Origin of the sequence: Kaistia sp. UC242_56 (genome assembly GCF_044452255.1) — a bacterium.
GTDB classification, from domain to species: Bacteria; Pseudomonadota; Alphaproteobacteria; order Rhizobiales; family Kaistiaceae; genus Kaistia; species Kaistia defluvii_A.
This window is the reverse complement of the sequence record NZ_JBIOAN010000002.1, coordinates 3646109-3667829: the sequence shown is the minus strand read 5'-3', so window position 1 is coordinate 3667829 and position 21721 is coordinate 3646109. Positions and strand designations below refer to the sequence as shown.

The following is a 21721-nucleotide window of genomic DNA, read 5'->3' as shown; positions in this document are numbered from 1 at the left end:
GACGCCGCATGCGCCCGGAACGATTTCCAAGCCGCGAAAGAGATGGCCCGGGATGACCACGATCGATGCTACCGACGCCGTCGCCAAGCGCCCCGTTCGCTGGCACATCGCCGTATTCCTGGCGCCGGCCGTCCTGATCTACACCGCCGTGATGATCCTGCCGCTGATCGAGACGCTGCGGCTGTCGCTGTTCAACGTCCAGGACGGCCAGTCGATCTTCGTCGGCTTCGACAATTTCAAGGTGCTGTTCGGCGATGACCGCTGGTCGGTCTCGTTCTGGAACGCACTGAAGAACAATCTCGTCTTCTTCGTCATCCACATGCTGGTGCAGAACCCGATCGGCATCGCGCTGGCAGCGCTGCTGTCCCTGCCGGTCCTACGCCTGCGCGGCTTCTACCGGACGGCGATCTTCCTGCCGACTATCCTCTCCTTCGTCATCGTCGGCTTCATCTGGAAGCTGATCCTGTCGCCGATCTGGGGCGTCGCGCCCTTCCTGATGGATCTGGTCTGGCTGAAGCCGTTCTTCGGGCCCTGGCTCGGCAAGCCCGGCAGCGCGCTGATCACGGTGTCGCTGGTCTCTGTCTGGCAGAATATCGGCATCCCGATGATGCTGATCTACGCGGCGCTGCTGTCGATCCCGGACGAGGTGATCGAGGCGGCGGAATGCGACGGCGTCACCGGCTGGGCCCAGTTCTTCAAGATCAAGCTGCCGCTGATCCTGCCGACCATCGGCATCGTCTCGATCCTGACCTTCGTCGGCAATTTCAATGCCTTCGATCTCGTCTACACCATGCAGGGCGCGCTGGCCGGGCCGGACGGATCGACCGACATTCTCGGCACCTTCCTCTACCGCACCTTCTTCGGCTTCCAGTTGCAGGTCGGCGATCGCTCCATGGGCGCGACCATTGCCACGGTGATGTTCCTGATCATCCTGGCCGGCGTCAGCCTCTATCTCTTCGTCATCCAGCGGCGCATCCGCCGCTACCAGTTCTGAGGCGGGCCATGTCGAAAGCACGTTCTTCGCTGGCCCGTTCCGGCTTCGTCCATCTGGCGCTGGGCGGCTACACGCTCCTGGCGCTGTTCCCGATCTTCCTGGTCATCGCCAACTCGTTCAAGACGCGCGCCGGCATCTTTTCCGCGCCGCTGCAGTTGCCGAACGCCACGACTTTCAGCTGGATCGGCTACCAGACGGTGCTGAAACAGGGCGACTTTCTCGGCTATTTCCAGAACAGCCTGATCGTCACCATCGTGTCGATCTTCCTGGTGCTGCTGTTCGGCGCCATGGCCGCCTTCGCGCTGTCGGAATATCGCTTCCGCGGCAACACGATGATGGGCCTTTACCTGGCGCTCGGCATCATGATCCCGATCCGGCTCGGCACGGTGGCGATCCTGCAGGGCATGGTGGCGACCGGCCTCGTCAACACGCTGACGGCGCTGATCCTGGTCTATACGGCGCAGGGGCTGCCGCTCGCGGTATTCATCCTGTCGGAATTCATGCGCAACGTCTCGGACGATCTGAAGAATGCCGGCCGGGTGGATGGCCTCTCCGAATACACGATCTTCTACCGCCTGGTGCTGCCGCTGGTGCGACCCGCCATGGCGACGGTGGCCGTCTTCACCATGATCCCGATCTGGAACGACCTCTGGTTCCCGCTGATCCTGGCGCCGAGCGAGGCGACCAAGACGGTGACGCTGGGCGCGCAGATGTTCATCGGCCAGTACGTCACCAACTGGAACGCCGTGCTGTCGACGCTGTCGCTGGCGATCCTGCCGGTGCTGGTTCTCTACCTGATCTTCTCGCGCCAGCTGATCCGCGGCATCACCGCCGGCGCGGTGAAGTGACTTTTGCGCCGAAACCCGGCCCGTTCTCTCTGATGGCAGGTTGCTGACCCATGACTCGTCCCCTTCGCGTATTCGTCGCCGGCCTCGGTCACATGGGGCGCAGCCATGCGCTGGCCTATCACGCCAATCGGGGCTTCGAGATCGTCGGCATGTACAACCGCTCCGAGGTCGACCTACCGGCGGAGCTGATGGCCTATCCGCGCGTCGAGAGCTTTGAAGCCGGGCTGGCGCTGAAGCCGGATGTCGTTTCGGTCAACACCTATACCGACAGCCACGCGCCCTTCGCGATCGCGGCGATGGAGGCGGGCGCGCATGTCTTCGTCGAGAAGCCGCTGGCGGCCAACGCCGCCGATGCGCGTTCGGTCGTCGAGGCAGCCAAGCGGACGGGCAAGAAGCTCGTCATCGGCTACATCCTGCGCCATCACCCCTCCTGGATCGGCTTCATCGCCAAGGCGCGCGAGCTTGGGCCGCCTTTCGTCATGCGCATGAATCTGAACCAGCAGTCGTCGGGGCCGAGCTGGCACATCCACAAGCAGCTGATGCAGACGACCTCGCCGCTGGTCGATTGCGGCGTCCATTATGTCGACGTCATGTGCCAGATCACCGACGCTCGGCCGGTCGAGGTTCGCGGCATGGGCGTGCGTCTCTCCAGCGAGATCGCCGAGACCCAGGTCAATTACGGCCATCTGCAGGTGATCTTCGAGGATGGCTCGGTCGGCTGGTATGAAGCCGGCTGGGGCCCGATGATCTCGGAGACTGCCTTCTTCGTGAAGGACGTGATGAGCCCGAAGGGCGCCGTCTCGATCGTCATGGATGAGGGCGCGAAGTCGGACGATGTCGACACCCACACCAAGACGGCGCGCATCCGCGTCCATCATTCCGAACTCAAGGCGGATGGTTCGTTCGAGCGCGCCGATGAATGGTTCTCGACCGAGGACGAGCCGGGCCACCAGGCGCTTTGCGACCGCGAGCAAGCCTATCTGCTGAAGGCGATCCGCGACGACATCGACCTGACCCGCCACATGCAGGACGCCATCACTTCGCTGGAAATCGCGCTGGCCGCCGAGGTCAGCATGCGCGAGGGCAGGGTGGTGAAGCTGTGACCTGGCGTATCGACAAAGTTTTCCTGGGCCGCCGCTCAGCCAACGATCACGAAGGATAAGCCCGTGAGCGCACTGACCCTCCAGAACGTCACCAAGCGCTTCGGATCGACCGACGTCATCCGCGGCGTCGATCTCGAGGTCGCCGAGGGCGAGTTCGTCGTCTTCGTCGGCCCGTCGGGCTGCGGAAAGTCGACGCTGCTGCGCATCATCGCGGGCCTCGAGGACCAGACCTCCGGCCATGTGACGATCGCCGGAAAGAATGTCGACGTGACGCCGCCCGCCAAGCGCGGCATCGCCATGGTGTTCCAGAGCTACGCGCTCTACCCGCACCTGACGGTGAAGGGCAACATGGGCCTGGCGCTGAAGCAGGAGGGCGTCGAGAAGAGCGAGATCGAGCGCCGGATCGCTGCCGCTGCCAAGATGCTGCATCTCGACACGCTGCTCGATCGCCGGCCGTCCGAGCTTTCCGGTGGCCAGCGCCAGCGCGTCGCCATCGGCCGCGCCATCGTGCGCCAGCCAAAACTGTTCCTGTTCGACGAGCCGCTGTCCAATCTCGACGCGGCGCTTCGCGTCAACACGCGCATCGAGATCGCCAATCTGCATCGCCTGCTGGGCGGCACGATGATCTATGTGACGCATGACCAGGTCGAGGCGATGACGCTGGCCGACAAGATCGTCGTCCTGAGCGCCGGCAAGATCGAGCAGGTCGGTCGTCCGATCGACCTCTACAACAAGCCGGCCAATCTCTTCGTCGCCGGCTTCATCGGCTCGCCGAAGATGAATTTCCTCACCGGCGGGCCGGCGGAAAAGCTGGGCGCCACGACGATCGGCATCCGGCCCGAGCACGTTTGCATCGTGCCGACCGGCGGCAACTGGGAAGGCAAGGTCAGCCATCTCGAGAAGCTGGGCTCCGACACCTTCGTCTATGTCGCCGTCGAGGGCGCCGACATGGTGACGGTCCGCATTGTCGGCCAGGAAGATTTCGAGGTCGGCGCGACGGTCGGCCTCGCCGCCGACGAGACGCATATCCACCGCTTCGACAAGGACGGCCGGGCGATCTGATTTCGGTGAAGCGCCGCTTGCCGTGATCTGCCTCTTACCTCTCCCTCAGGGAGAGGTGAAGGAAGCGCGTCTCCGGCAGGACAGGGCACAACGGACAACCACGCTCGTCGCCATCCCGACCCCCGAGCTGGGATCTAGTCAGCCGAAACCTTGGTCGCGTGGGACTCTCGTACGAGCCGTCATCTGCGCCCACTTGCCGGAGAGGGAACGGCGGAGGGGCTTTCTGCCCGTCTCCGGACCCTCCGCCCCTTGCACGGAACCGGCCCCCGGTGCCAGTGTCGCGCGGAATCGGACTGGCGGGTGACATGACCAAGAACATCGTAATCATCGGCGGCGGCCATGCCGGCGCGCAGGCCGCGGCGAGCCTCCGGTCGGACGGGTTTGACGGCAAGGTCACGCTCGTCTCGGCCGAGCGCGAGATCCCCTATCACCGCCCGCCGCTCTCGAAGGGCTTCATCAAGGCCGAGGGCGACGAGCTCCAGGAGCTGCGCCCGGCCGCCTTCTACGAGAAGAACGCCGTCGATCTGGTGCTGGGTTCGGAAGTGACCGCCATCGACCGCGACGCCGGGTTGGTGCGGCTCGGGGCCGACAGCCTGCCCTTCGACGGGCTGGTGCTCGCGACCGGCGCGCGCGTCCGCGTGCCGCCGGTACCCGGCATCGATCTCGAAAACATCTTCCTGCTACGCACCGCCGAGGATGCGCGCCGGCTGAAGCGGCGCTTCGCGATGGCGAGGGATGTCGTCGTGGTTGGCGGCGGCTTCATCGGCCTGGAGCTGGCGGCGACCGCGCGCCTGCTCGGCAAGACCGTGACCGTGCTGGAAGCCGCGCCGCGCCTGATGGGCCGCGTCGTGGCGCCGGCGATCTCGGCCTATTTCCTCGACCTGCACCGCGCCATGGGCACGACGATCCGGCTGGAGACGCCGGTCCACGGCATCATCGGCGAGAACGGTCAGGCCGTCGCCGTCGAGACGCTGTCCGGCGAGCGCATTCCCGCCGACACCGTGATCGTCGGCGTCGGCGTGGTGCCGAATGTCGAACTGGCGGAGGCCGCCGGCCTGCATGTCGCCAATGGCATCGTCGTCGACGAGGCGATGCGCACGTCCGATCCGCGCATCGTCGCAGCCGGCGACGCGGTGTCGTTCCATCATTGGGCGCTGGGCCGTTCAGTGCGGCTCGAAAGCGTGCAGAACGCCGTCGACCAGGCGAAGACCGGCGTCGCGGCGCTGCTCGGCAAGGGCGAGGCCTATCGCGCCGTGCCGTGGTTCTGGTCGGATCAGGGCGACGCCAAGCTGCAGATGGTCGGCCTTTCCAACGACGCCAATTCCAGCGTCCTGCGCGGCAGGCCGGAGGACGGCTCGTTCTCCGTGTTCCATTACCGCGACGACGATCTGGTCGCGATCGACTCGGTCAACCGCGCCGGCGATCACATGCTGGGCCGCCGCATGCTGGGATCCGGCTTCCAGCTCGACAAGGCGGTGGCGGCGGACGAGGGCGTGGATCTGAAGAAGCTGGTTCTGGCCGGCTGAACCGAGCCGGCCGGTCTGGTGCCGCGCCGGTTCCATGCTAGGCTTTGCCACAGCCGGTAGCTGTCGCAGAGCTTTGATCATGGGGTCGCGCATGTCCGATACGCCGCTTTCCATCTTTGGCCGCCCGTCCTTGCCCAAGGGGCCGACCGAGGGGCCGCTGACGGTCGAGGAGCTGCAGCTCGCGGCGCGCAACCACGCCATGCCGCTTGAGGCGCTGCGGTACGACATCACCCCGGCCGGCCTGCACTACCTGCTGATCCATTTCGACATTCCGATGATCGATCCCGCCGACTGGCGGCTTTCGATCGAGGGCTTGGTCTCGCGCCGCCTCGAGCTGACCCTGGACGACATCCGCGCGCGGCCTCGCGTCAGCCTGCCGGTCACGCTCGAATGCGCCGGCAATGGCCGTTCGCGCCTGCATCCGCGACCGGTCAGCCAGCCCTGGGTGACGGAGGCGGTCGGCACTGCGCTGTGGACCGGCACGCCGCTCTCCGGCCTGCTGGCCGAGGCCGGCGTGCAAGCCGATGCCGTCGAGATCGTCTTCACCGGGGCAGACCATGGCTTTGAGAAGGGCGAGGAGCTGGATTACGCCCGCAGCCTGCCGGTCGACTATGCCAACCGGCCGGAAATCCTGCTTGCCTATGAGATGAACGGCCAGCCCCTGCTGCCGCAGCACGGCTTTCCGCTGCGCCTGCTGGTACCGGGCTGGTACGGCATGGCCAGCGTCAAATGGCTGAACCGGATCGAGGCGGTGAACCGTCCGTTCCAGGGCTACTATCAGGCGACCAACTACCATTACCGAAGCGGCCCGGACGATCCCGGCACGCCGGTGCAGCGCATCCGACCGCGCGCGCTGCTGGTGCCGCCGGGCGATCCGGATTTTCTGACGCGCAAGCGCACGCTGGGCGCCGGGCCGTGCCGGATTGAGGGCCGGGCCTGGTCCGGCGAGGCGCCGATCGAGCGGGTGGAGTTCGGCGTCGATGGCGGCTGGACCGCGGCGGAACTCGATCCCCCGCAGGGGGAGTTCGCCTGGAGGCGCTGGACCTGCGTCTGGGAAGCGGAACCGGGCGAGCACGTGCTTTCCTGCCGGGCGATCGATGCGGCCGGCAATATCCAGCCGATCGAGCCGAACTGGAACTGGATCGGCGTCGGCAACAACATGGCCCAGGCCATTCCGGTCACCGTGCGCTGAGGCGAGCGCACCAAAAGGGGGGCCGGCGCCCGTCCAACCAACCAATACCTCTCGCTCACCTCTCCCTGAGGGAGAGGTCGGAGCGAAGCTCCGGGTGAGGGTTTAGGGAACTCTCCGGTAAGGCTGTAAACCCTCACCCGCCGGCCTTTGGCCGTCGACCTCTCCCTCAGGGAGAGGTGAAGCCGGGCGGCCCGAGTGGACCGCCTAAGCCCGCCTAGTTCGCCGAAGCCAGGGCCGGCAGCGGCTTGTCGGCGGTGTCGATCTTGACGATCACCGACATGCCGGGGCGCAGATCCGCAGCCGCGGGCTGGCCGCCGTCGATCTCGATGCGCAGCGGAATGCGCTGGGCGACCTTGGTGAAGTTGCCCGTGGCGTTGTCCGGCTTGAGCACGCTGAACTCCGAACCGGCAGCCGGCGCGATCTGCGACACGCGGCCGTTCAGCTCGACGTCGCCGAGACCATCGACCGTGAAGGTGGCGGGCTGGCCGACTTCGACATGGGCGAGCTGGGTTTCCTTGAAATTGGCGATGACCCAGGTTTTCGACGGCGTGATCGAGGTCAGCTGCGTGCCGGCGGCCGCATATTGTCCAAGCCGCGCCGCGACCTCGCCGAGCCGGCCATCGACCGGCGCGACGATGCGGGTGTTGTCGAGGTTGATCTGGGCGAGCTCGACCGCTGCCTCGGCGCTGGCGACGGCGGCTTCGAGCGAGCTCTTTCCCGCGTCGATCAGAGCGAGGTTCTGTTCGGCGATCTGCACCGAGGCTTCCGCCTGTGCGACGGCTGACTGCGCCTGCAGCCGCGCGACGCGGGTCTGGTCGCCGGAGGACTGGGTCGAGAAACCGCGATCGACCAGCGTGCCCGTGCGCTTGTCGTCGAGCTCGGCCTTCTCCAGCCCGGCCTGCGCGCTCTGCCGCTGCGCCTTGGCGAGGTCGAGGCTTGCCTGCTTGGCGAGGCGGTTCTCGGCGAAATTGGCGAGCGCCGCCTGCTGCTGAACCAGGGTCGCCTGCGCCTGGGCCAATTGCTGGCGATAGATGCGGTCGTCGATCTGCACGAGCAGGTCGCCCTTCTTGACGCTCATATAGTCCTGGACCGGAACGTCGACGACATAGCCGGCGATCTGCGGGCTGAGCAGCGTGACCTGGCCTTTGACATAGGCGTTGTTGGTGGTCTGCACCGACGAGGCGAAGGGCGGCAGCTGCCAGGAATAGAGCACGAGCAGCACGCCGAGAATGCCGACGGTAAGCGCGGCGAGGGTGGTTCTGGATTTGAAGATCGACTGGATCTGCATGATGAACACTCGATTCTGATAGCCGTCAGGCCGGGGTGAGCGCGGCGAGGCGGGTGGTGCGATAGCGGACATAGGCGGTGTGGGCGGCCAGCAGGGCGATGCCGGCCAGCGCGACGTAGAAGATCAGCAGGAACATGTCCTGGTAGGCGAGGATGCTCGCCTCCTGGCTGGCCAGCTTGCCGAGCGTGACAACGCCTTCAGCATTCTGGAGCGCCGGATCCGGCAACACCTTGGAATAGGCGGCGCCATAGGCGCGGATGCGCTGGGCGACGAGCGGATCCTGCAGCGTCAGGTGCTCGACGATGACGCTCGAATGGAATTTCTCACGCACCGTCTGGAAGGTCCCCAGAATGGCGGAGGCCAGGATGCCGCCCATGCTCTGGGTGCCGAGGAAGACGACGAGGAAGCTCAATATGCCCATCGGCCCCCTCGCGATCGCCTTGCCGAAGCCCACGAGCAGAGCGGGCGGCAGGAACATCGCGCCCGCAAATGCGATCATGGCCTGGCTGAGATAGAACTGCTCCGGCCGGGTCAAATTGGTGACGCGCGAATCCATCCAGGCGCCAGCGGCGATCAGGATCAGGGCCGCTAGATGCAGGCGTGGGCCACTGGCCGGGCTGATGACGCAGGCCGTGAACAGATAGCCCGCCAGCGTCGCCGCCAGGATGATCGTGAACAGTGGGATCAGTTGGTCGTTCTGCAGGCCGATCGAATTGAACAGGCCGATGGCGCCGACCGACTGTTCGGACAGCAGGAAGCGGAACAGCAGGAACGAGCCCGTCAGCGTCAGCATGTCGTAGGACGACAGCCAGCGCAGGTCGATGATCGGATGGGCCCGGTGCCATTCGATGATGACGACGAGGGTCAGCGACGCGATCGACACGGCGAGCAGCACGCCGATCCAGGGCGCATCGAACCACCAGTAGAGCCGGCCGACGGAAAGGACGATGGCGGTCGAGCCGAAGCCGGCGGCGATCAGCGGAAAGCTGATCCAGTCCTCGCGGTCGAACACTTTCACCCGCGGCGGGTGGGTAATCGGCAGGATGTAGATGACGGCAAGGCTCAGCATCGCCAGGCCCGCTTCGATCAGATAGAGCCCGTGCCAGTCGCCGAGTTCCAGCAGGTCCGGCGAGATGACGCGGGCGATGGGCACGGCCAGCTGGCCGCCCAGCACGCCGAAGGTGACGCCTAGCGTCAGTTTGCGGGCCGGCGGCAGCCATTCAAGCATGTAATAGAAGGCAAGCGTCGAAAGCGGCGCGGCGGCGATGCCCATCACGGCGCGCACGGCCAGCGCCGAGCGCAAATCGTTGCTGAACAGGTGGGCGATTGTGACCAGCGCATAGATGATCAGGCCGATCTCGGCGAAACGGCGCAGGCCGAACTGCGTCCGCACCTTGTAGAGCAGCATGGTGCCGGTGATGTTGGTCGCCATGTAGGCGGCCGTCAGCCAGGCGATCTCGATCTGTGTCGCATGCAGCGGGCCCTGCAGGCCCGTCAGGTTGGCGCTGACCAGATTGAGGCCGAGGCCCTGCGTCAGGCCCAGCAGGATCGAGGCGCCGGCATAGATGGCGGCGCGCAAGGGCGGCATCGGCACGAAGGCGGGCGCAGCCGGAGGGGCCGGCGGGTCGACGACGGCAGCGGGGGCAGACTGGACAGGAACGGGTTTCGGCGCCGCCGGGACTGTTGCCTCGGCCCGCGGCGCCAGGGCGATCGCGTTGCTCATGATGCCGGCTCGACTTCCGTTTCCTTGGCGAGCGCCCTGCCGAGATTGTCGGAAAGAGTCACCAGGACCCGTTCCGCGACGTCGATGTCCTCCGGCGGAATTCCCTCCAGCAGGCGCTCGCTCAGCGTGTCGGTCATGCGCAGGACGCGTTCGCCGATGGCCTGGCCTTCCGCCGTCAGGACCACGGCCTTGGCGCGACGGTCGCCGGGCAGCGGCTGGCGCTGGACGTGGCCCGACTGCTCGAGCCCATCGAGCAGCCGCACGATGGTGGGATGCTCGACTTCCAGCACGTCGGTGAGTTCCGACTGGGTGACGACATGCGACGCCGAGACCAGATGCAGCATCAGCCGCCCGCGCGACAGCGTCAGGTCGAGCGTCTTCAATTCGGAATCGAAACAGGTGCGCATGGCGCGGCTCGCCTGCGATAGCCGTCCCAGGAACGTCTTGGGCCGATTTTCATAGCTTACCATAACAGTCGCCTCGTACATTGTATGAAGCTACATATATGGGAGGCCTTACGATTTGTCGAGGGGGCTTTGTCGATCCGGAAGCCGTGGACGAGGGTGCGACTGTCCTGCGGTCCGTTGACAAGCGGGGGGCCGATGCGGGCATTTCGCCCTGATCAAACTATCGACTGAATTGTCCGCGAGGATGATTCTCGTCACCCTGTACCGTCTGCCGTTGGGATGCGCCCCTTATGTCCAAGTTCTATTTTGACGCGACCCAGCCTCTGCGGTGGGGGCCGCATCCCCCTGTCGGCATTCCCCGCGTCGAGAGCGCGCTGATCCGCCAGGTGCTGCGCCGCAAGGACCCGAACATTTCCTTCTACCTGCTCGAGGGCAGCGGCAAGGCGCGCATGCTGACTTCCGTGGAGCTGCGCTATCTCGAGGCGCTGGTCGAACGCCGCATCCCGTTCATCGAAGGCGTCGGCGACGCGCCGTTCCCGCAGCGGGTGATGACCGTCTATCAGGTGATCCGCGCCAGCGGCGGCTCCGCCGGGCGCGAACTGGACCGCGTGGCCGCCGGATACCTGGCCAATTGCGCCGGCCGTTCCGGCCTGCCGTTCGAGCTGGCGAAACTCGGCATCCGCATCGGCAAGCTCGTCTTCGCGGCGGGCGCCAAGAAGGGCGGGGCCAGCGAGGATCCGCTGTCCGACCCCCAGGCGCAGTGCTTCCTTTCGAATATCGGGCTGCATTCGATCGCCGGCCACCGGTCGGCCGAGGTCCGGGCGAAGGTCACGGCGATCCTGCATGACACGATCCCGCTCGACATGCCCGACCTCGTCCACAAGGGCCATGCCAAGTCCTTCGCCCGCGACTTCAAGTGGATGCAGGCGTGGTGCAGCCAGCTGGTCTGCGTCTCGGAATATTCCGCCCGAACGACCCGGGCGGGCCTGGAGGGCGAACGCCGGCCGACGGTCACCGTCAATCCTCTGGGATCGTTTCTGCGCGAGGGACTGGCGGGACGTAAGCCCGAGCCGGTGGAGTCGCTGATCGGCACGAATTTCGTCGTCTATTGCTCGACGATCGAGATCCGGAAAAATCACATCACGCTGCTGCGGGCCTGGGAACGCCTGATGCCGCAACTGGGCGACCGCATGCCGAAACTCGTCCTCTGTGGCCGATGGGGCTGGATGGTGGAGGAGGTCGAGCAGTATCTGGCCGAGCATCCCGAACTGGCCGACAAGGTAACGTTCCTCTCCGGCATCAGCGATCCGCAATTGGCCTGGCTGTATCAGAACGCCCGGTTCGGCGTGTTTCCCTCGCTCGCGGAGGGCTGGGGCCTCGGCGCCGCCGAGTGCCTGGATTTCGGCCTGCCGGTTCTGATTTCCGATGCGCCGGCCCTCGCGGAGGCGACGCAGGGCCTGATGCCGATCATCCCGGCGCGCGATCTGGAAGGCTGGATCGCGGCGATCGAGCGGGCGGCGACGGACGACGAATGGCTGGCGACCCTGCGATCCGCGATCGCGGCGCGCTATCATCCGACGTCCGAAGCCGACTTCGCGGCCGGCCTGCTGGCGCTGATGGAGCAACTCCCTGCCTCGGACGGCGCGGGCGCCGCCTTCGGGCCGGGGCCGGTCGCCCCCCATGGCGGCGAAGTCGCCGCCGACCCGGCGGCGATCTAGTTTTTCCAACCCCCGCCTTCCGGTGTCTCGGGATGGCGCCAATCCGGCGTCCACTATCCGGGCGCGGCGTCACGCGCGTTGCCCCTTGGCAGCGCATCGACTAGAAGAGCGGCAACCTAATCCCTACATCCTGCCTCTTTGGCGAAGAGGGCCTTCGGAGCGAATTTATGGCGCGGCAGTTTATCTATTTCATGCAAGGTCTGACCAAGACCTATGTGGGCGGCAAGAAGGTCCTGGAGAACGTCCATCTCTCCTTCTATCCCGACGCCAAGATCGGCGTGCTCGGCCCGAACGGCTCGGGTAAGTCGACCCTCCTGAAGATCATGGCCGGGATGGACAAGGATTTCTCGGGCGAGGCCTGGGTGGCGCAGGGCGCTTCCGTCGGCTACCTCGCGCAGGAACCGAAGATCGATCCGACCAAGAACGTGTTCGAGAACGTCATGGAAGGCGTCGCCAAGAAGAAGGCGATCGTCGACCGCTACAATGACCTGATGATGAACTACTCCGACGAGACCGCGGAGGAGGGCGCCAAGCTCCAGGACATCATCGACAGCCAGAACCTCTGGGACCTCGAGAGCCAGGTCGAGATGGCGATGGACGCGCTGCGCTGCCCGCCCAGCGACGCTTCGGTGGAAAACCTCTCCGGTGGTGAGAAGCGCCGCATCGCGCTCTGCCGCCTGCTGCTCGAGCAGCCCGATCTGCTGCTCCTCGACGAGCCGACCAACCATCTCGACGCCGAGTCGATCAACTGGCTGGAAGGGCATCTGCGCGATTACCCCGGCGCCATCCTGATCGTCACCCACGATCGCTACTTCCTCGACAATGTGACGGGCTGGATCCTCGAGCTCGATCGCGGCCGTTCGATTCCGTACGAAGGCAACTACTCCGCCTATCTGGAGAAGAAGGCCAAGCGCATGGAGCAGGAGGGTCGCGAGGACATGACCCACATGAAGGCGATCGAGCGCGAGCGCCAGTGGATCCAGCAGTCGCCCAAGGCCCGCCAGTCCAAGTCGAAGGCCCGTATCAAGGCCTATGACGAGCTGGTCGAGCGCGCAGAGGGCAAGTCGCTGCAGACGGCGCAGATCGTCATTCCGGTCGGCGAGCGCCTGGGTGACAAGGTCATCGAGGTCGAGAACCTGTCGAAGAGCTATGGCGACCGCCTGCTGATCGACAATCTCTCGTTCAAGCTGCCGCCGGGTGGCATCGTCGGTGTGATCGGCCCGAACGGCGCCGGCAAGTCGACCCTGTTCAAGATGATCACCGGCGAGGAAAAGCCCGATTCCGGCTCGATCTCGCTCGGCGACACGGTCCAGCTCGGCTACGTCAACCAGGGCCGCGACGACCTCGGCTCGAACAAGACCGTCTGGGAGGAAATCTCCGGCGGCGCCGAAGTGTTCTATCTCGGCAAGAAGGAAGTGAACACGCGCGCTTATGCGGGCGCCTTCAACTTCAAGGGTGGCGACCAGCAGCAGAAGGTCGGCACGCTTTCGGGCGGCCAGCGCAACCGCGTTCACCTCGCCAAGCTGCTGAAGGACGCCAACAACGTCATCCTGCTCGACGAGCCGACCAACGACCTCGACACCGAAACCCTGGCCGCGCTGGAAGAGGCGCTCGAGGATTTCGCCGGTTGCGCCGTGATCATCTCGCATGATCGCATGTTCCTCGACCGTCTCGCGACCCACATCCTCGCTTTCGAGGGCGACAGCCATGTCGAGTGGTTCGAGGGCAATTTCGCGGAATATGAGGAAGACAAGAAGCGTCGCCTCGGTAACGATGCGGTCATGCCGCACCGGATCAAGTACAAGAAGCTGACGCGCTAATCGCTTCGGCGTCTGCTTGATGCGGGCGGGTCCGCCTATCCGAAAGGATAGGCGGACCCGCCCGTTCTTGTTTGGGTCGCCCGAAAACGGGCATCGAGGGGATTCCGCATGGCGCAGAAGGTGATCGGGCTGATCGGCGGCCTGAGCTGGGAAAGCTCGGCCGAATATTACCGTATCCTCAATGAAGCGGTGCGCGCCCGGCTCGGCGGCCTGCATTCGGCCCGCATCCTGATGTGGTCGTTCGATTTCGCCGAGATCGAGGCGCTGCAGCATGACGGGCGCTGGGACGAGGCGACAAAGTTGATGATCGACGCCGCCCGCCGGCTGGAGCGCGGCGGGGCCGATTTCGTGCTGGTCGCCTCCAACACCATGCACCGCATGGCGGGTGACGTGCAGGCGGCGATCGATATTCCGCTGCTGCACATCGCCGACCCGACCGCGGAACGGATCCGGGCGGCCGGCGTCACGCGCGTCGGCCTGCTCGGCACCGCCTTCACCATGGAGCAGGATTTCTACAAGGGCCGTCTCGCCAGCGAGCACGGCCTCAAGGTTCTGGTTCCCGACGAGGCCGACCGCGCCGCGGTGCACCGCATCATCTATGACGAGCTGGTGCAGGGCCGTGTCGAGCCCTCGTCGCGCGAGATCTACCGCGCCGTGATGGCGAGGCTGGTGGAGCGCGGCGCCGAGGCGATCATCCTCGGCTGCACCGAGATCATGCTGCTGGTCGGGGCCGAGGACAGCACCGTACCGCTCTACGACACGACCACGATCCACGCAGAGGCGGCGGTGGAGCGGGCGCTCTCCGAAGGCTGAGACCTCAGGCCGGCAGCACGATCGAGCGGTCGACCTCGTCCCGCTCGGCGGACTCTAGCGCGGCGAAGATCGCGTGGCGGTCGTCGAAGCGGTGGATGGCGAGCCGGTGCTGGCGGCCGATGCCCTGGGGCCAGCGCGAGGGGATCGGGTCTCCCTTGGCCGTCGCCCAGCCGAAATCCACCAGGGTCAGTCGGCCGTCGCGCACCATCAGGTTGTCGCACTTGATGTCGTTGTGGCAGCAGCCGACCGAGGCCAGCGCCGCGAGGATCGCCTCGGCCTGCTCGCGCCAGTTGGCCGGCAGGTTGTAACGCCGGGTCGGTTCGCCGACATATTCCATGCGCAGCAGGCCCGGAATATGCCCCAGCAGCTTCGGCACCACACCGGTCGGCGCCATGGCCGTCAGCCAGCGGATTTCGCGTCCCTCGATGCCGTGCTCGATGAAGCGGGCGAGCTTCTTGTGCACCTCCAGCCGGTTCAGGTCGATGCGCACCGTCGAGCTGGAATGCTGGTCGAAGTGGATCTCGTAGAGGTTCGACGTCTGGGGATCGTGGAAATAGGCGATCTTCGCGGCGGCCGGACTGGCCGAGCAGCTCACCGATTGCGCGTCGTCCTGCCCGTCATGCCGATGCAGCACGGTTCGACCCGGCTCCACGGCGGCGAGATAGTCCAGAAGAGCCGGCGGCAGGGGAGGGCATCGATCGTTCATTGCAACGGTCGTAGCCATTTTCGCGGCAATGTCGACCGAATGTGTTGCTGCGCCGCCGAAGGCGGGGCGTGACGCACTGCAAATCGCAGCGTGCCCGACATTTGCGGAATAACAGCGGACGGCCCCGACCCGCGCTCTGCGGCGCAGCGGGCCAGGAACCGTCCGCCGCCCCACCGGCCCTGCCGGTATGGCGGTTGGCCCGTCGAGCGGGCGATGCTTTCAGCGAACGGCCCTGCCTGGGTCTAGGGGGGCAGGGGCAGGGCCGTTCGCCCTTCCTTGGCCCGGTTGAGGGGCTAAGGGTCCGGGTGTCCTTGCGTCGGGCCACGGGGCTTGCCGGGTGCGAGCAACGGAAGCGGCAGCGGGTCGGCTGCCCTCGTCGCCCTGCGGGCGGCTGTTCCCTTGGCTTTGACTTGATTGGAGATTGTCATTCGGTCCCGTCCCTGTCTGTGATGCGCATCACAACATGGGTCGTCGCCAAGGCTGGTGGTTCAAGCCAACGCGCGGGACCGGGAAGACTGTCATCCTATTGTCCGCCTGCGAGGCTATGCGGCACGGTACGAGAGCCTATTTCCTATCCGCGGAACGCAGGCGGACTTAAGGAGTTGGGCTGCGGCGCAGGAAATGAAAGAAGGGGGCCATCATGGATCAGCTGGCGTGGTCGGCGAGCCAATATGTGAAGTTCGAGGACGAGCGCACGCGCCCGGCACGAGACCTGCTGGCGCAGGTTCCCCTCGAAGCCGCCCAGTCGGTGGTCGATCTCGGCTGCGGCCCCGGTAACTCGACGGAGCTTCTGGCCGAGCGCTTTCCCGGCGCCACGATCACAGGCATCGATTCGGCGCCGGACATGCTGGTTGCGGCGCGCAAGCGCCTGCCGGGCGTCACCTTCCTTGAAGCCGACATCGCCGACTGGGCGCCGGCCGAGCCCGTCGACTTGCTATTCGCCAATGCCGTGTTCCAGTGGGTGCCCGAGCATCTCGCCGTGCTGGTCCGCCTGATGGACAGCCTGAAGCCGGGCGGCGTGCTGGCCGTACAGATGCCGGACAATCTCGGCGAACCCACGCATATGCTGATGGAAGAGGTGGCGCATTCCGGGGCGTGGGCCAGCGCTTTCGCCAATCGCGGCATCCGTCGGCCGATGCTCCCGTCGCCGGCGGGGTATTTTGAAGCCCTCGGCCCGAAATCCGCCCGCCTCGATGTCTGGCACACGATCTACAACCACCCGCTCGCCGATGCGGCGGCGATCGTCGAATGGGTCAAGGGGACGGGGCTGCGCCCCTATCTCGAGCCGATCCAGCCGGACCTGCGCGAGGCGTTCCTTGAAGCCTATCTGGAGCGGATCGCCGCCTGCTATCCGCCGATGTCGGACGGACGAGTCCTGCTGCGTTTCCCGCGCCTGTTCCTGATCGCGGTCAAGGCATAGCCGACCGCGACAGAGGCGGCCGGCAGGCACAAGAGAGCTTGGGGCAGGGCGCTACTTGACGGTGCAGATGCCGTTGGCGCCGTGCTTGCCGGTGTAGGACACGCTCGCCGTGCCATCGGGGTTGATGGACAGCGAGATGGTCACGCCGCCGCCCTTGGCCTCGAAGTAGTTGTCGTTGAACTTCCTCAGCTTGCCTTCCTTGCCATTGATGTAGATCGGGCCGCCCTCGTCGGCGTGGACTTCAATGTTCATCGGGCAGGTGGCGTTGACCAGGGGGATCTTGGCTTGTGCCGGACCTCCGAGGGTCAGCGCGGCGAGACTGGCAACGGCGAGCAGCGTGTATCGCATCATGTTTCCCTTTCCGGTTTGGACCCGAATTCATCTAGGTCGCCGGGATCGGGTTGCCACCACCCCCTTGTCAGGAGATGGCCAAGGCTGGGACGGGCCTCGCCGCCGTCTCGATGGTCGGCGCCGTGTCGGAGGCAGCCTTCACCAGCAGGCGGCCGAGCGCCTCGAAATCGGCCCGGCGCGGCGACGAGCGTCGCCAGACCAGCCCGATCTCGCGCTGCGGCTCGGGCGCGCTGAAGCGCGAGAGCGCGATGCGTTCGTCGCGCGCTTCGATCGGCACGCACATTTCGGGCAGCAGGGTTACGCCATAGCCATTCGCCACCATCTGCATGATGGTGGAGAGGCTGGCCGCGCCAAAGCCGTTCATCTTCTCCGAGCGCGGAATCCGGCAATAGGTGAGCGCCTGGTCGCGCAGGCAGTGGCCTTCTTCCAGCAGCAGGAGCCGGTCGGGCGGGATCATGTCCGGGCTGCTGAAGGCGGCGGCGGAGGGCGGCATGCCGGCCTGGGTCGCGAGCAGGAAGCGATCGACGAAAAGCGGCAGGCTCTCGAAGCCCGAATCGCTCGCCGGCAGGGCCATCAGCACCACATCGAGCTTTCCCTGCGCCAGTTCGTCGACCAGCGCGCTGGTGTGCGTCTCGCGCAGTTGCAGTTCGAGCGCGGGATAGGTGTGCTGGACCAGCGGCAGCGCCTTGGGCAGCAGATAGGGGGCAATCGAGGGAATCACGCCGATGCGCAGCGGCCCGGACAGCACGCCGCCACCATGGCGGGCGTAATCCGTCAGGTCCCGCACTTCGCCCAGAATGCGAAGCGCCCGCCGCGCCACTTCCTCGCCCTTGGGCGTCACGGCGATGCGGCGCGAGCCCCGCTCCAGCAGCGGTACGCCGAGCGTCGCCTCGAGTTCGCCGATCTGCTGCGACAGGGCCGGCTGCGTCACGGCGCATTCGGCCGCAGCCTTGCCGAAATGCAGGTGGCGCGCCACAGCCTCGAAATAGCGCAACTGCCGGAGCGTGATCACGATTTTTGCCGTTTGGAATTGATCCAGATCATGGCCGATAAGTTATTCTTATCGATAGTCGCATTCAATATGATTTGGAACCGGTCTAATCGCATGGCATCTTACGGCCATGTCGAAGGCGGCTCGAATGTCGCCAAATACCCTTGGAGGGCGCCATGACAGACAAACTGACGACAACGGCCGGCGCGCCGGTTGCGGATAACCAGAATTCTCTGACGGCGGGCGAGCGCGGACCGGTCCTCCTGCAGGACTGGCAGCTGGTCGAGAAGCTTGCACACCAGAATCGCGAGCGGATCCCGGAGCGCGTGGTCCATGCCAAGGGCTGGGGCGCCTATGGCACGCTGACCGTCACTGGCGACATCTCGAAATATACCAAGGCCAAGGCGCTGCAGCCAGGTGCGCAGACGCCGATGATTGCCCGCTTCTCTACGGTGGCCGGCGAACTCGGCGCCGCCGACGCCGAGCGCGACGTGCGCGGTTTCGCCCTCAAGTTCTACACCGAGGACGGCAATTGGGACCTCGTCGGCAACAACACGCCGGTGTTCTTCGTCCGCGATCCGCTGAAGTTCCCCGACTTCATCCACACGCAAAAGCGCCATCCCAAGACCAATCTTCGCTCGCCGACGGCGATGTGGGATTTCTGGTCTCTGTCGCCCGAGAGCCTGCATCAGGTGACGATCCTGTTCTCGGATCGCGGCCTGCCGACCTCCGTGCGCAAGATGAACGGCTACGGTTCGCACACCTATTCGTTCATCAACGCCGAGAATGAGCGCTTCTGGGTCAAGTTCCACTTCAAGACGCAGCAGGGCCACGAACACTGGACCAATGCGGAAGCCGCCGATGTCGTCGGAAAGACCCGCGAATCGACGCAGGAAGACCTGTTCGGCGCGATCGAGAAGCATGAGTTCCCGCGCTGGACCGTTCAGGTCCAGGTGATGCCGGAAACGGACGCCGACAAGACTTCCTACAACCCCTTCGACCTCACCAAGGTGTGGCCGCATGCCGAGTATCCGCCGATCGACGTCGGCATCCTCGAGCTGAACCGCAATCCGGAAAACTATTTCGCGGAGATCGAGCAGGTCGCTTTCTCGCCGTCCAACATCGTTCCGGGCATCGGCTTCTCGCCGGACAAGATGCTGCAGGCGCGCATCTTCTCCTATGCGGACGCCCACCGTTACCGGCTCGGCACGCATTACGAGGCGCTGCCCGTCAATGCGCCGAAGGTTCCGGTACACAACTACCACAAGGACGGCGCGATGCGCTTCTTCCCGCCGGCGACCAACAACGACGCCTATTACGAGCCGAATTCGTTCAACGGCCCGAAGCAGGACCCGGCCGTCGCCGAGCCGCCGCTGAAGATCCAGGGTGATGCGGACCGCTATAACCACCGCATCGGCAATGACGACTACAAGCAGCCGGGCGACCTGTTCCGCCTGTTCAATGCCGAGCAGAAGGACCGCCTGTTCAGCAATCTCGCTGCCGCCATGCAGGGCGTCCCGGTCGAGATCATCAATCGTCAGCTGGTGCACTTCTACCGCGCCGACCGCGAATACGGCATCGGCGTCGCGACCAAGCTTGGTCTGTCTGCCGAAGGGCTCGCAGCCGCAGCCGAGTAAGCCTGTCGACCCTGCATCGAAAGGGCGGCGCCTCAGCGCCGCCCTTTTTGCGTTCCGGGGCAACCGCGATCGCCGACAAGGCCCTTTACAGATATAAAGATATGTTTATATCTTCTGCCGTTCGATGGCGGCCTCCCGCCGTGGGTTCGGACGAGCGGAGCGAAGCATATGGCGGGCCAGGCGGCTCTCTCGACAGACGCGATCATCACGGCGCTGAAGGCGGCGGGTGAGGCGACGCGCTATCGCATCCTGGCGCTGCTGTCGGCCGGCGAGCTTTCCGTCAAGGATCTGACCGCCATTCTCGGCCAGTCGCAGCCGCGCATCTCGCGCCATCTAAAGCTCCTGACCGAGGCCGGTCTGATCGAGCGTAATCCCGAGGGCGCCTGGGTCTATTACCGCATTTCCGAATCGAGCGCCGAACGGCGGCTGGTCCAGGATCTGGTCGGGCTCGCTGATCCCGCCGACACCGCGCTGGCGCGCGACCGCGAATGGCTCGCCGGCGTCAAGCGCGAGCACGCGCAGAATGCCGCCCGTTATTTCACCGAGAACGCCGCCGACTGGGACACCATCCGCTCGCTGCATGTGCCGGATACGGCCGTCGAGGCGGCGATGCGCTCGATCCTCGGCACCCGGCCGATCGACAGCTTCCTCGATATCGGCACCGGCACGGGCCGGATGCTGGAACTGCTGGCGCCGCTCTATCACAAGGGCGTCGGCATCGATTCCTCGACGGCGATGCTCTCGGTCGCCCGCGCCAATCTCGACAAGGCCGGCGTCAGCCACGCGCAGATCCGCCATGGCGACATCATGAAATTGCCGATGCCGCGTGACAGCTTCGATCTCGTGGCGATCCACCAGGTGCTGCATTATCTCGACGATCCGGCCGTGGCGCTGGCGGAAGCCGCGCGCGTGCTGCGCCCGAACGGCCGGCTGCTGGTCGTCGACTTCGCCCCGCATGGGCTGGAATTCCTGCGCGAGCGCCATGCGCATCGCCGTCTCGGATTCTCGCATGAGGTGATGCGCGGCTGGATCGAGCAGGCGGGCCTCGTGCTCGAAGAGGCGACCGATCTCGCGGCCAAGTCCGCGGCGGAACAATTGACAGTAACGCTCTGGCTGGCGCGCGATCCGCGCTTTGTCGTTGCCGGAGCTTCGAAGGGGTTGGAGACGGCGTGATGCGTGAGACGATCGATCGGGCGAGCCGCAATGGTGTCGGCGCATCGGGGCTGAAGGTCTCCTTCGAGTTCTTTCCGCCCAAGACGGAAGCGATGGAAGAGACGCTGTGGAGTTCGATCGAGCGGCTGGCGCCGCTCTCGCCGTCCTTCGTCTCGGTGACCTATGGCGCCGGCGGTTCGACGCGCGAGCGGACGCATGCCACCGTGTCGCGCATCCTCAAGGAAACGGCGCTGAAGCCGGCGGCGCATCTGACCTGCGTCGGTGCCAGCAAGGCCGAGATCGACGCCGTCGTCGACGGTTATGCAGAGACGGGCGTGCGCCACATCGTGGCGCTGCGCGGCGATCCGGTCGCCGGCATCGGCACCATCTACCAGCCGCATCCCGAGGGCTACGCCCAGGCGTCCGACCTGGTGACGGCCATCCGCCGCCGCCATCCGGAGATCGAGATCTCGGTTTCCGCCTATGCCGAACGCCATCCCGAAAGCCGCGACTGGCAGACGGAACTGGACAATCTGAAGCGCAAGGTCGACGCCGGCGCGACACGCGCCATCACCCAGTTCTTTTTCGACAATGATCTCTACGCCGCCTTCCTCGACCGCGCGGCGGCGGCGGGTATTACCATCCCGATCGTGCCGGGCATCGTCCCGGTGATCAATTTCACCCAGACGGCGAAGTTCGCGGAGAAGGCCGGCGCCAGCATTCCATCCTGGTTCGCGGCCCGCTTCGAAGGGCTCGAGGACGACGCCTCGACGCGCCAGCTTGTGGCGGCTGCGGTCTGCGCCGAGCAGGTGTTCGACCTGGTCGACCGCGGCGTCAACGAGTTCCATTTCTACACGATGAACCGCGCCGATCTCGTCTACGCGATCTGCCACCTGCTCGGCATGCGGCCGGTGGCGGCGTCCGTGTCCAAGTCAGAGGCGGCCGCGTAAGGCGGATGTAAGTTCTGGTC

General features: G+C 65.7%; 19 protein-coding genes. 13 read left to right on the top strand and 6 right to left on the bottom strand.

Features of this window, described 5'->3' with window-relative positions:
• Positions 1–52 precede the first annotated feature (52 nt).
• The 6 genes from ACHMWQ_RS20035 to ACHMWQ_RS20010 all read left to right on the top strand — a co-directional run bounded on the left by ACHMWQ_RS20035 (position 53) and on the right by ACHMWQ_RS20010 (position 6725).
• Positions 53–994 carry a carbohydrate ABC transporter permease gene (locus ACHMWQ_RS20035; protein ID WP_266329594.1) on the top strand — a complete coding sequence of 314 codons (942 nt, stop codon included), beginning with the start codon at positions 53–55 and terminating at the stop codon, positions 992–994.
• An 8-nt stretch (positions 995–1002) separates the two neighbouring features.
• The gene (locus tag ACHMWQ_RS20030) at positions 1003–1842 is read left to right on the top strand and encodes a carbohydrate ABC transporter permease (RefSeq protein WP_354550460.1); all 840 of its coding nucleotides are present in this window, start codon (positions 1003–1005) and stop codon (positions 1840–1842) included.
• Between the two features lie 50 nt (positions 1843–1892).
• Positions 1893–2945: a Gfo/Idh/MocA family protein gene (locus tag ACHMWQ_RS20025; RefSeq protein ID WP_396308812.1), complete on the top strand. Its 1053-nt coding sequence runs from the start codon at positions 1893–1895 to the stop codon at positions 2943–2945.
• 63 nt (positions 2946–3008) lie between these two features.
• Positions 3009–4007 carry an ABC transporter ATP-binding protein gene (locus ACHMWQ_RS20020; RefSeq protein ID WP_396308811.1) on the top strand — a complete coding sequence of 333 codons (999 nt, stop codon included), beginning with the start codon at positions 3009–3011 and terminating at the stop codon, positions 4005–4007.
• 305 nt (positions 4008–4312) lie between these two features.
• A complete protein-coding gene (locus ACHMWQ_RS20015; protein ID WP_396308810.1) occupies positions 4313–5533 on the top strand; it encodes an NAD(P)/FAD-dependent oxidoreductase in 1221 nt (406 codons plus the stop codon).
• A 91-nt stretch (positions 5534–5624) separates the two neighbouring features.
• The gene (locus tag ACHMWQ_RS20010; RefSeq protein WP_396308809.1) at positions 5625–6725 is read left to right on the top strand and encodes a sulfite oxidase; all 1101 of its coding nucleotides are present in this window, start codon (positions 5625–5627) and stop codon (positions 6723–6725) included.
• A gap of 214 nt (positions 6726–6939) precedes the next feature.
• Here the strand turns inward: ACHMWQ_RS20010 and ACHMWQ_RS20005 are convergent, their stop codons facing one another.
• The 3 genes from ACHMWQ_RS20005 to ACHMWQ_RS19995 all read right to left on the bottom strand — a co-directional run bounded on the left by ACHMWQ_RS20005 (position 6940) and on the right by ACHMWQ_RS19995 (position 10206).
• On the bottom strand, positions 6940–8013 hold the full coding sequence (locus ACHMWQ_RS20005; protein WP_396308808.1) for an HlyD family secretion protein: 1074 nt from the start codon (positions 8011–8013) through the stop codon (positions 6940–6942).
• A 25-nt stretch (positions 8014–8038) separates the two neighbouring features.
• Positions 8039–9601, bottom strand: a complete 1563-nt coding sequence (locus ACHMWQ_RS20000) for an MFS transporter (protein WP_396309493.1) — start codon at positions 9599–9601, stop codon at positions 8039–8041.
• Between the two features lie 131 nt (positions 9602–9732).
• Positions 9733–10206, bottom strand: a complete 474-nt coding sequence (locus tag ACHMWQ_RS19995; RefSeq protein ID WP_396308807.1) for a MarR family winged helix-turn-helix transcriptional regulator — start codon at positions 10204–10206, stop codon at positions 9733–9735.
• 227 nt (positions 10207–10433) lie between these two features.
• Between ACHMWQ_RS19995 and ACHMWQ_RS19990 the strand changes: the two genes are divergently transcribed.
• From ACHMWQ_RS19990 to ACHMWQ_RS19980, 3 genes are all read left to right on the top strand, one after another.
• Positions 10434–11861 (top strand): glycosyltransferase, encoded by a 1428-nt coding sequence (locus ACHMWQ_RS19990; RefSeq protein ID WP_396308806.1) that lies wholly within the window; start codon positions 10434–10436, stop codon positions 11859–11861.
• Between the two features lie 167 nt (positions 11862–12028).
• Positions 12029–13681, top strand: a complete 1653-nt coding sequence (gene ettA / locus ACHMWQ_RS19985; RefSeq protein ID WP_354550448.1) for an energy-dependent translational throttle protein EttA — start codon at positions 12029–12031, stop codon at positions 13679–13681.
• Positions 13682–13789: 108 nt separating this feature from the next.
• Positions 13790–14494: an aspartate/glutamate racemase family protein gene (locus ACHMWQ_RS19980; RefSeq protein WP_396308805.1), complete on the top strand. Its 705-nt coding sequence runs from the start codon at positions 13790–13792 to the stop codon at positions 14492–14494.
• 4 nt (positions 14495–14498) lie between these two features.
• Here ACHMWQ_RS19980 and ACHMWQ_RS19975 read toward each other — a convergent pair whose 3' ends face one another.
• Positions 14499–15200: a phosphotransferase gene (locus ACHMWQ_RS19975; protein WP_396308804.1), complete on the bottom strand. Its 702-nt coding sequence runs from the start codon at positions 15198–15200 to the stop codon at positions 14499–14501.
• 649 nt (positions 15201–15849) lie between these two features.
• Here ACHMWQ_RS19975 and tam point away from each other — a divergent pair.
• Positions 15850–16620, top strand: a complete 771-nt coding sequence (gene tam, locus ACHMWQ_RS19970) for a trans-aconitate 2-methyltransferase (protein WP_396309492.1) — start codon at positions 15850–15852, stop codon at positions 16618–16620.
• Between the two features lie 51 nt (positions 16621–16671).
• Here tam and ACHMWQ_RS19965 read toward each other — a convergent pair whose 3' ends face one another.
• Entirely contained in the window at positions 16672–16971 is a 300-nt protein-coding gene (locus tag ACHMWQ_RS19965; RefSeq protein WP_396308803.1) for a hypothetical protein, read from the bottom strand.
• Positions 16972–17038: 67 nt separating this feature from the next.
• Positions 17039–17983 (bottom strand): hydrogen peroxide-inducible genes activator, encoded by a 945-nt coding sequence (locus tag ACHMWQ_RS19960; RefSeq protein WP_396308802.1) that lies wholly within the window; start codon positions 17981–17983, stop codon positions 17039–17041.
• Between the two features lie 155 nt (positions 17984–18138).
• Here ACHMWQ_RS19960 and ACHMWQ_RS19955 point away from each other — a divergent pair, with 155 nt between their 5' ends.
• The 3 genes from ACHMWQ_RS19955 (at position 18139) to metF (ending at position 21701) form a co-directional block, all read left to right on the top strand.
• Positions 18139–19599, top strand: coding sequence for a catalase (locus ACHMWQ_RS19955; protein ID WP_354550442.1), 1461 nt, complete (start codon positions 18139–18141; stop codon positions 19597–19599).
• A 168-nt stretch (positions 19600–19767) separates the two neighbouring features.
• Complete coding sequence (locus ACHMWQ_RS19950) at positions 19768–20772, top strand: metalloregulator ArsR/SmtB family transcription factor (protein WP_354550440.1); 1005 nt, start codon at positions 19768–19770, stop codon at positions 20770–20772.
• Entirely contained in the window at positions 20772–21701 is a 930-nt protein-coding gene (metF, locus tag ACHMWQ_RS19945; protein ID WP_396308801.1) for a methylenetetrahydrofolate reductase [NAD(P)H], read from the top strand. Before ACHMWQ_RS19950 ends, metF begins: the two co-directional genes overlap by 1 nt.
• Positions 21702–21721: the final 20 nt, after the last annotated feature.

Coding starts and splice junctions, on each gene's coding strand:
- ACHMWQ_RS20030 (WP_354550460.1), top strand. CDS start 1,003: ATGTCGAAAGCACGTTCTTCGCTGGCCCGTTCCGGCTTCGTCCATCTG.
- ACHMWQ_RS20000 (WP_396309493.1), bottom strand. CDS start 9,601: ATGCCGCCCTTGCGCGCCGCCATCTATGCCGGCGCCTCGATCCTGCTG.
- ACHMWQ_RS19950 (WP_354550440.1), top strand. CDS start 19,768: ATGGCGGGCCAGGCGGCTCTCTCGACAGACGCGATCATCACGGCGCTG.
- ACHMWQ_RS20035 (WP_266329594.1), top strand. CDS start 53: ATGACCACGATCGATGCTACCGACGCCGTCGCCAAGCGCCCCGTTCGC.
- ACHMWQ_RS19975 (WP_396308804.1), bottom strand. CDS start 15,200: ATGAACGATCGATGCCCTCCCCTGCCGCCGGCTCTTCTGGACTATCTC.
- ACHMWQ_RS19990 (WP_396308806.1), top strand. CDS start 10,434: ATGTCCAAGTTCTATTTTGACGCGACCCAGCCTCTGCGGTGGGGGCCG.
- ACHMWQ_RS19980 (WP_396308805.1), top strand. CDS start 13,790: ATGGCGCAGAAGGTGATCGGGCTGATCGGCGGCCTGAGCTGGGAAAGC.
- ACHMWQ_RS19955 (WP_354550442.1), top strand. CDS start 18,139: ATGACAGACAAACTGACGACAACGGCCGGCGCGCCGGTTGCGGATAAC.
- ACHMWQ_RS20005 (WP_396308808.1), bottom strand. CDS start 8,013: ATGCAGATCCAGTCGATCTTCAAATCCAGAACCACCCTCGCCGCGCTT.
- ACHMWQ_RS19965 (WP_396308803.1), bottom strand. CDS start 16,971: ATGATGCGATACACGCTGCTCGCCGTTGCCAGTCTCGCCGCGCTGACC.
- ACHMWQ_RS20015 (WP_396308810.1), top strand. CDS start 4,313: ATGACCAAGAACATCGTAATCATCGGCGGCGGCCATGCCGGCGCGCAG.
- metF (WP_396308801.1), top strand. CDS start 20,772: ATGCGTGAGACGATCGATCGGGCGAGCCGCAATGGTGTCGGCGCATCG.
- ACHMWQ_RS20025 (WP_396308812.1), top strand. CDS start 1,893: ATGACTCGTCCCCTTCGCGTATTCGTCGCCGGCCTCGGTCACATGGGG.
- ettA (WP_354550448.1), top strand. CDS start 12,029: ATGGCGCGGCAGTTTATCTATTTCATGCAAGGTCTGACCAAGACCTAT.
- ACHMWQ_RS20010 (WP_396308809.1), top strand. CDS start 5,625: ATGTCCGATACGCCGCTTTCCATCTTTGGCCGCCCGTCCTTGCCCAAG.
- ACHMWQ_RS19995 (WP_396308807.1), bottom strand. CDS start 10,206: ATGGTAAGCTATGAAAATCGGCCCAAGACGTTCCTGGGACGGCTATCG.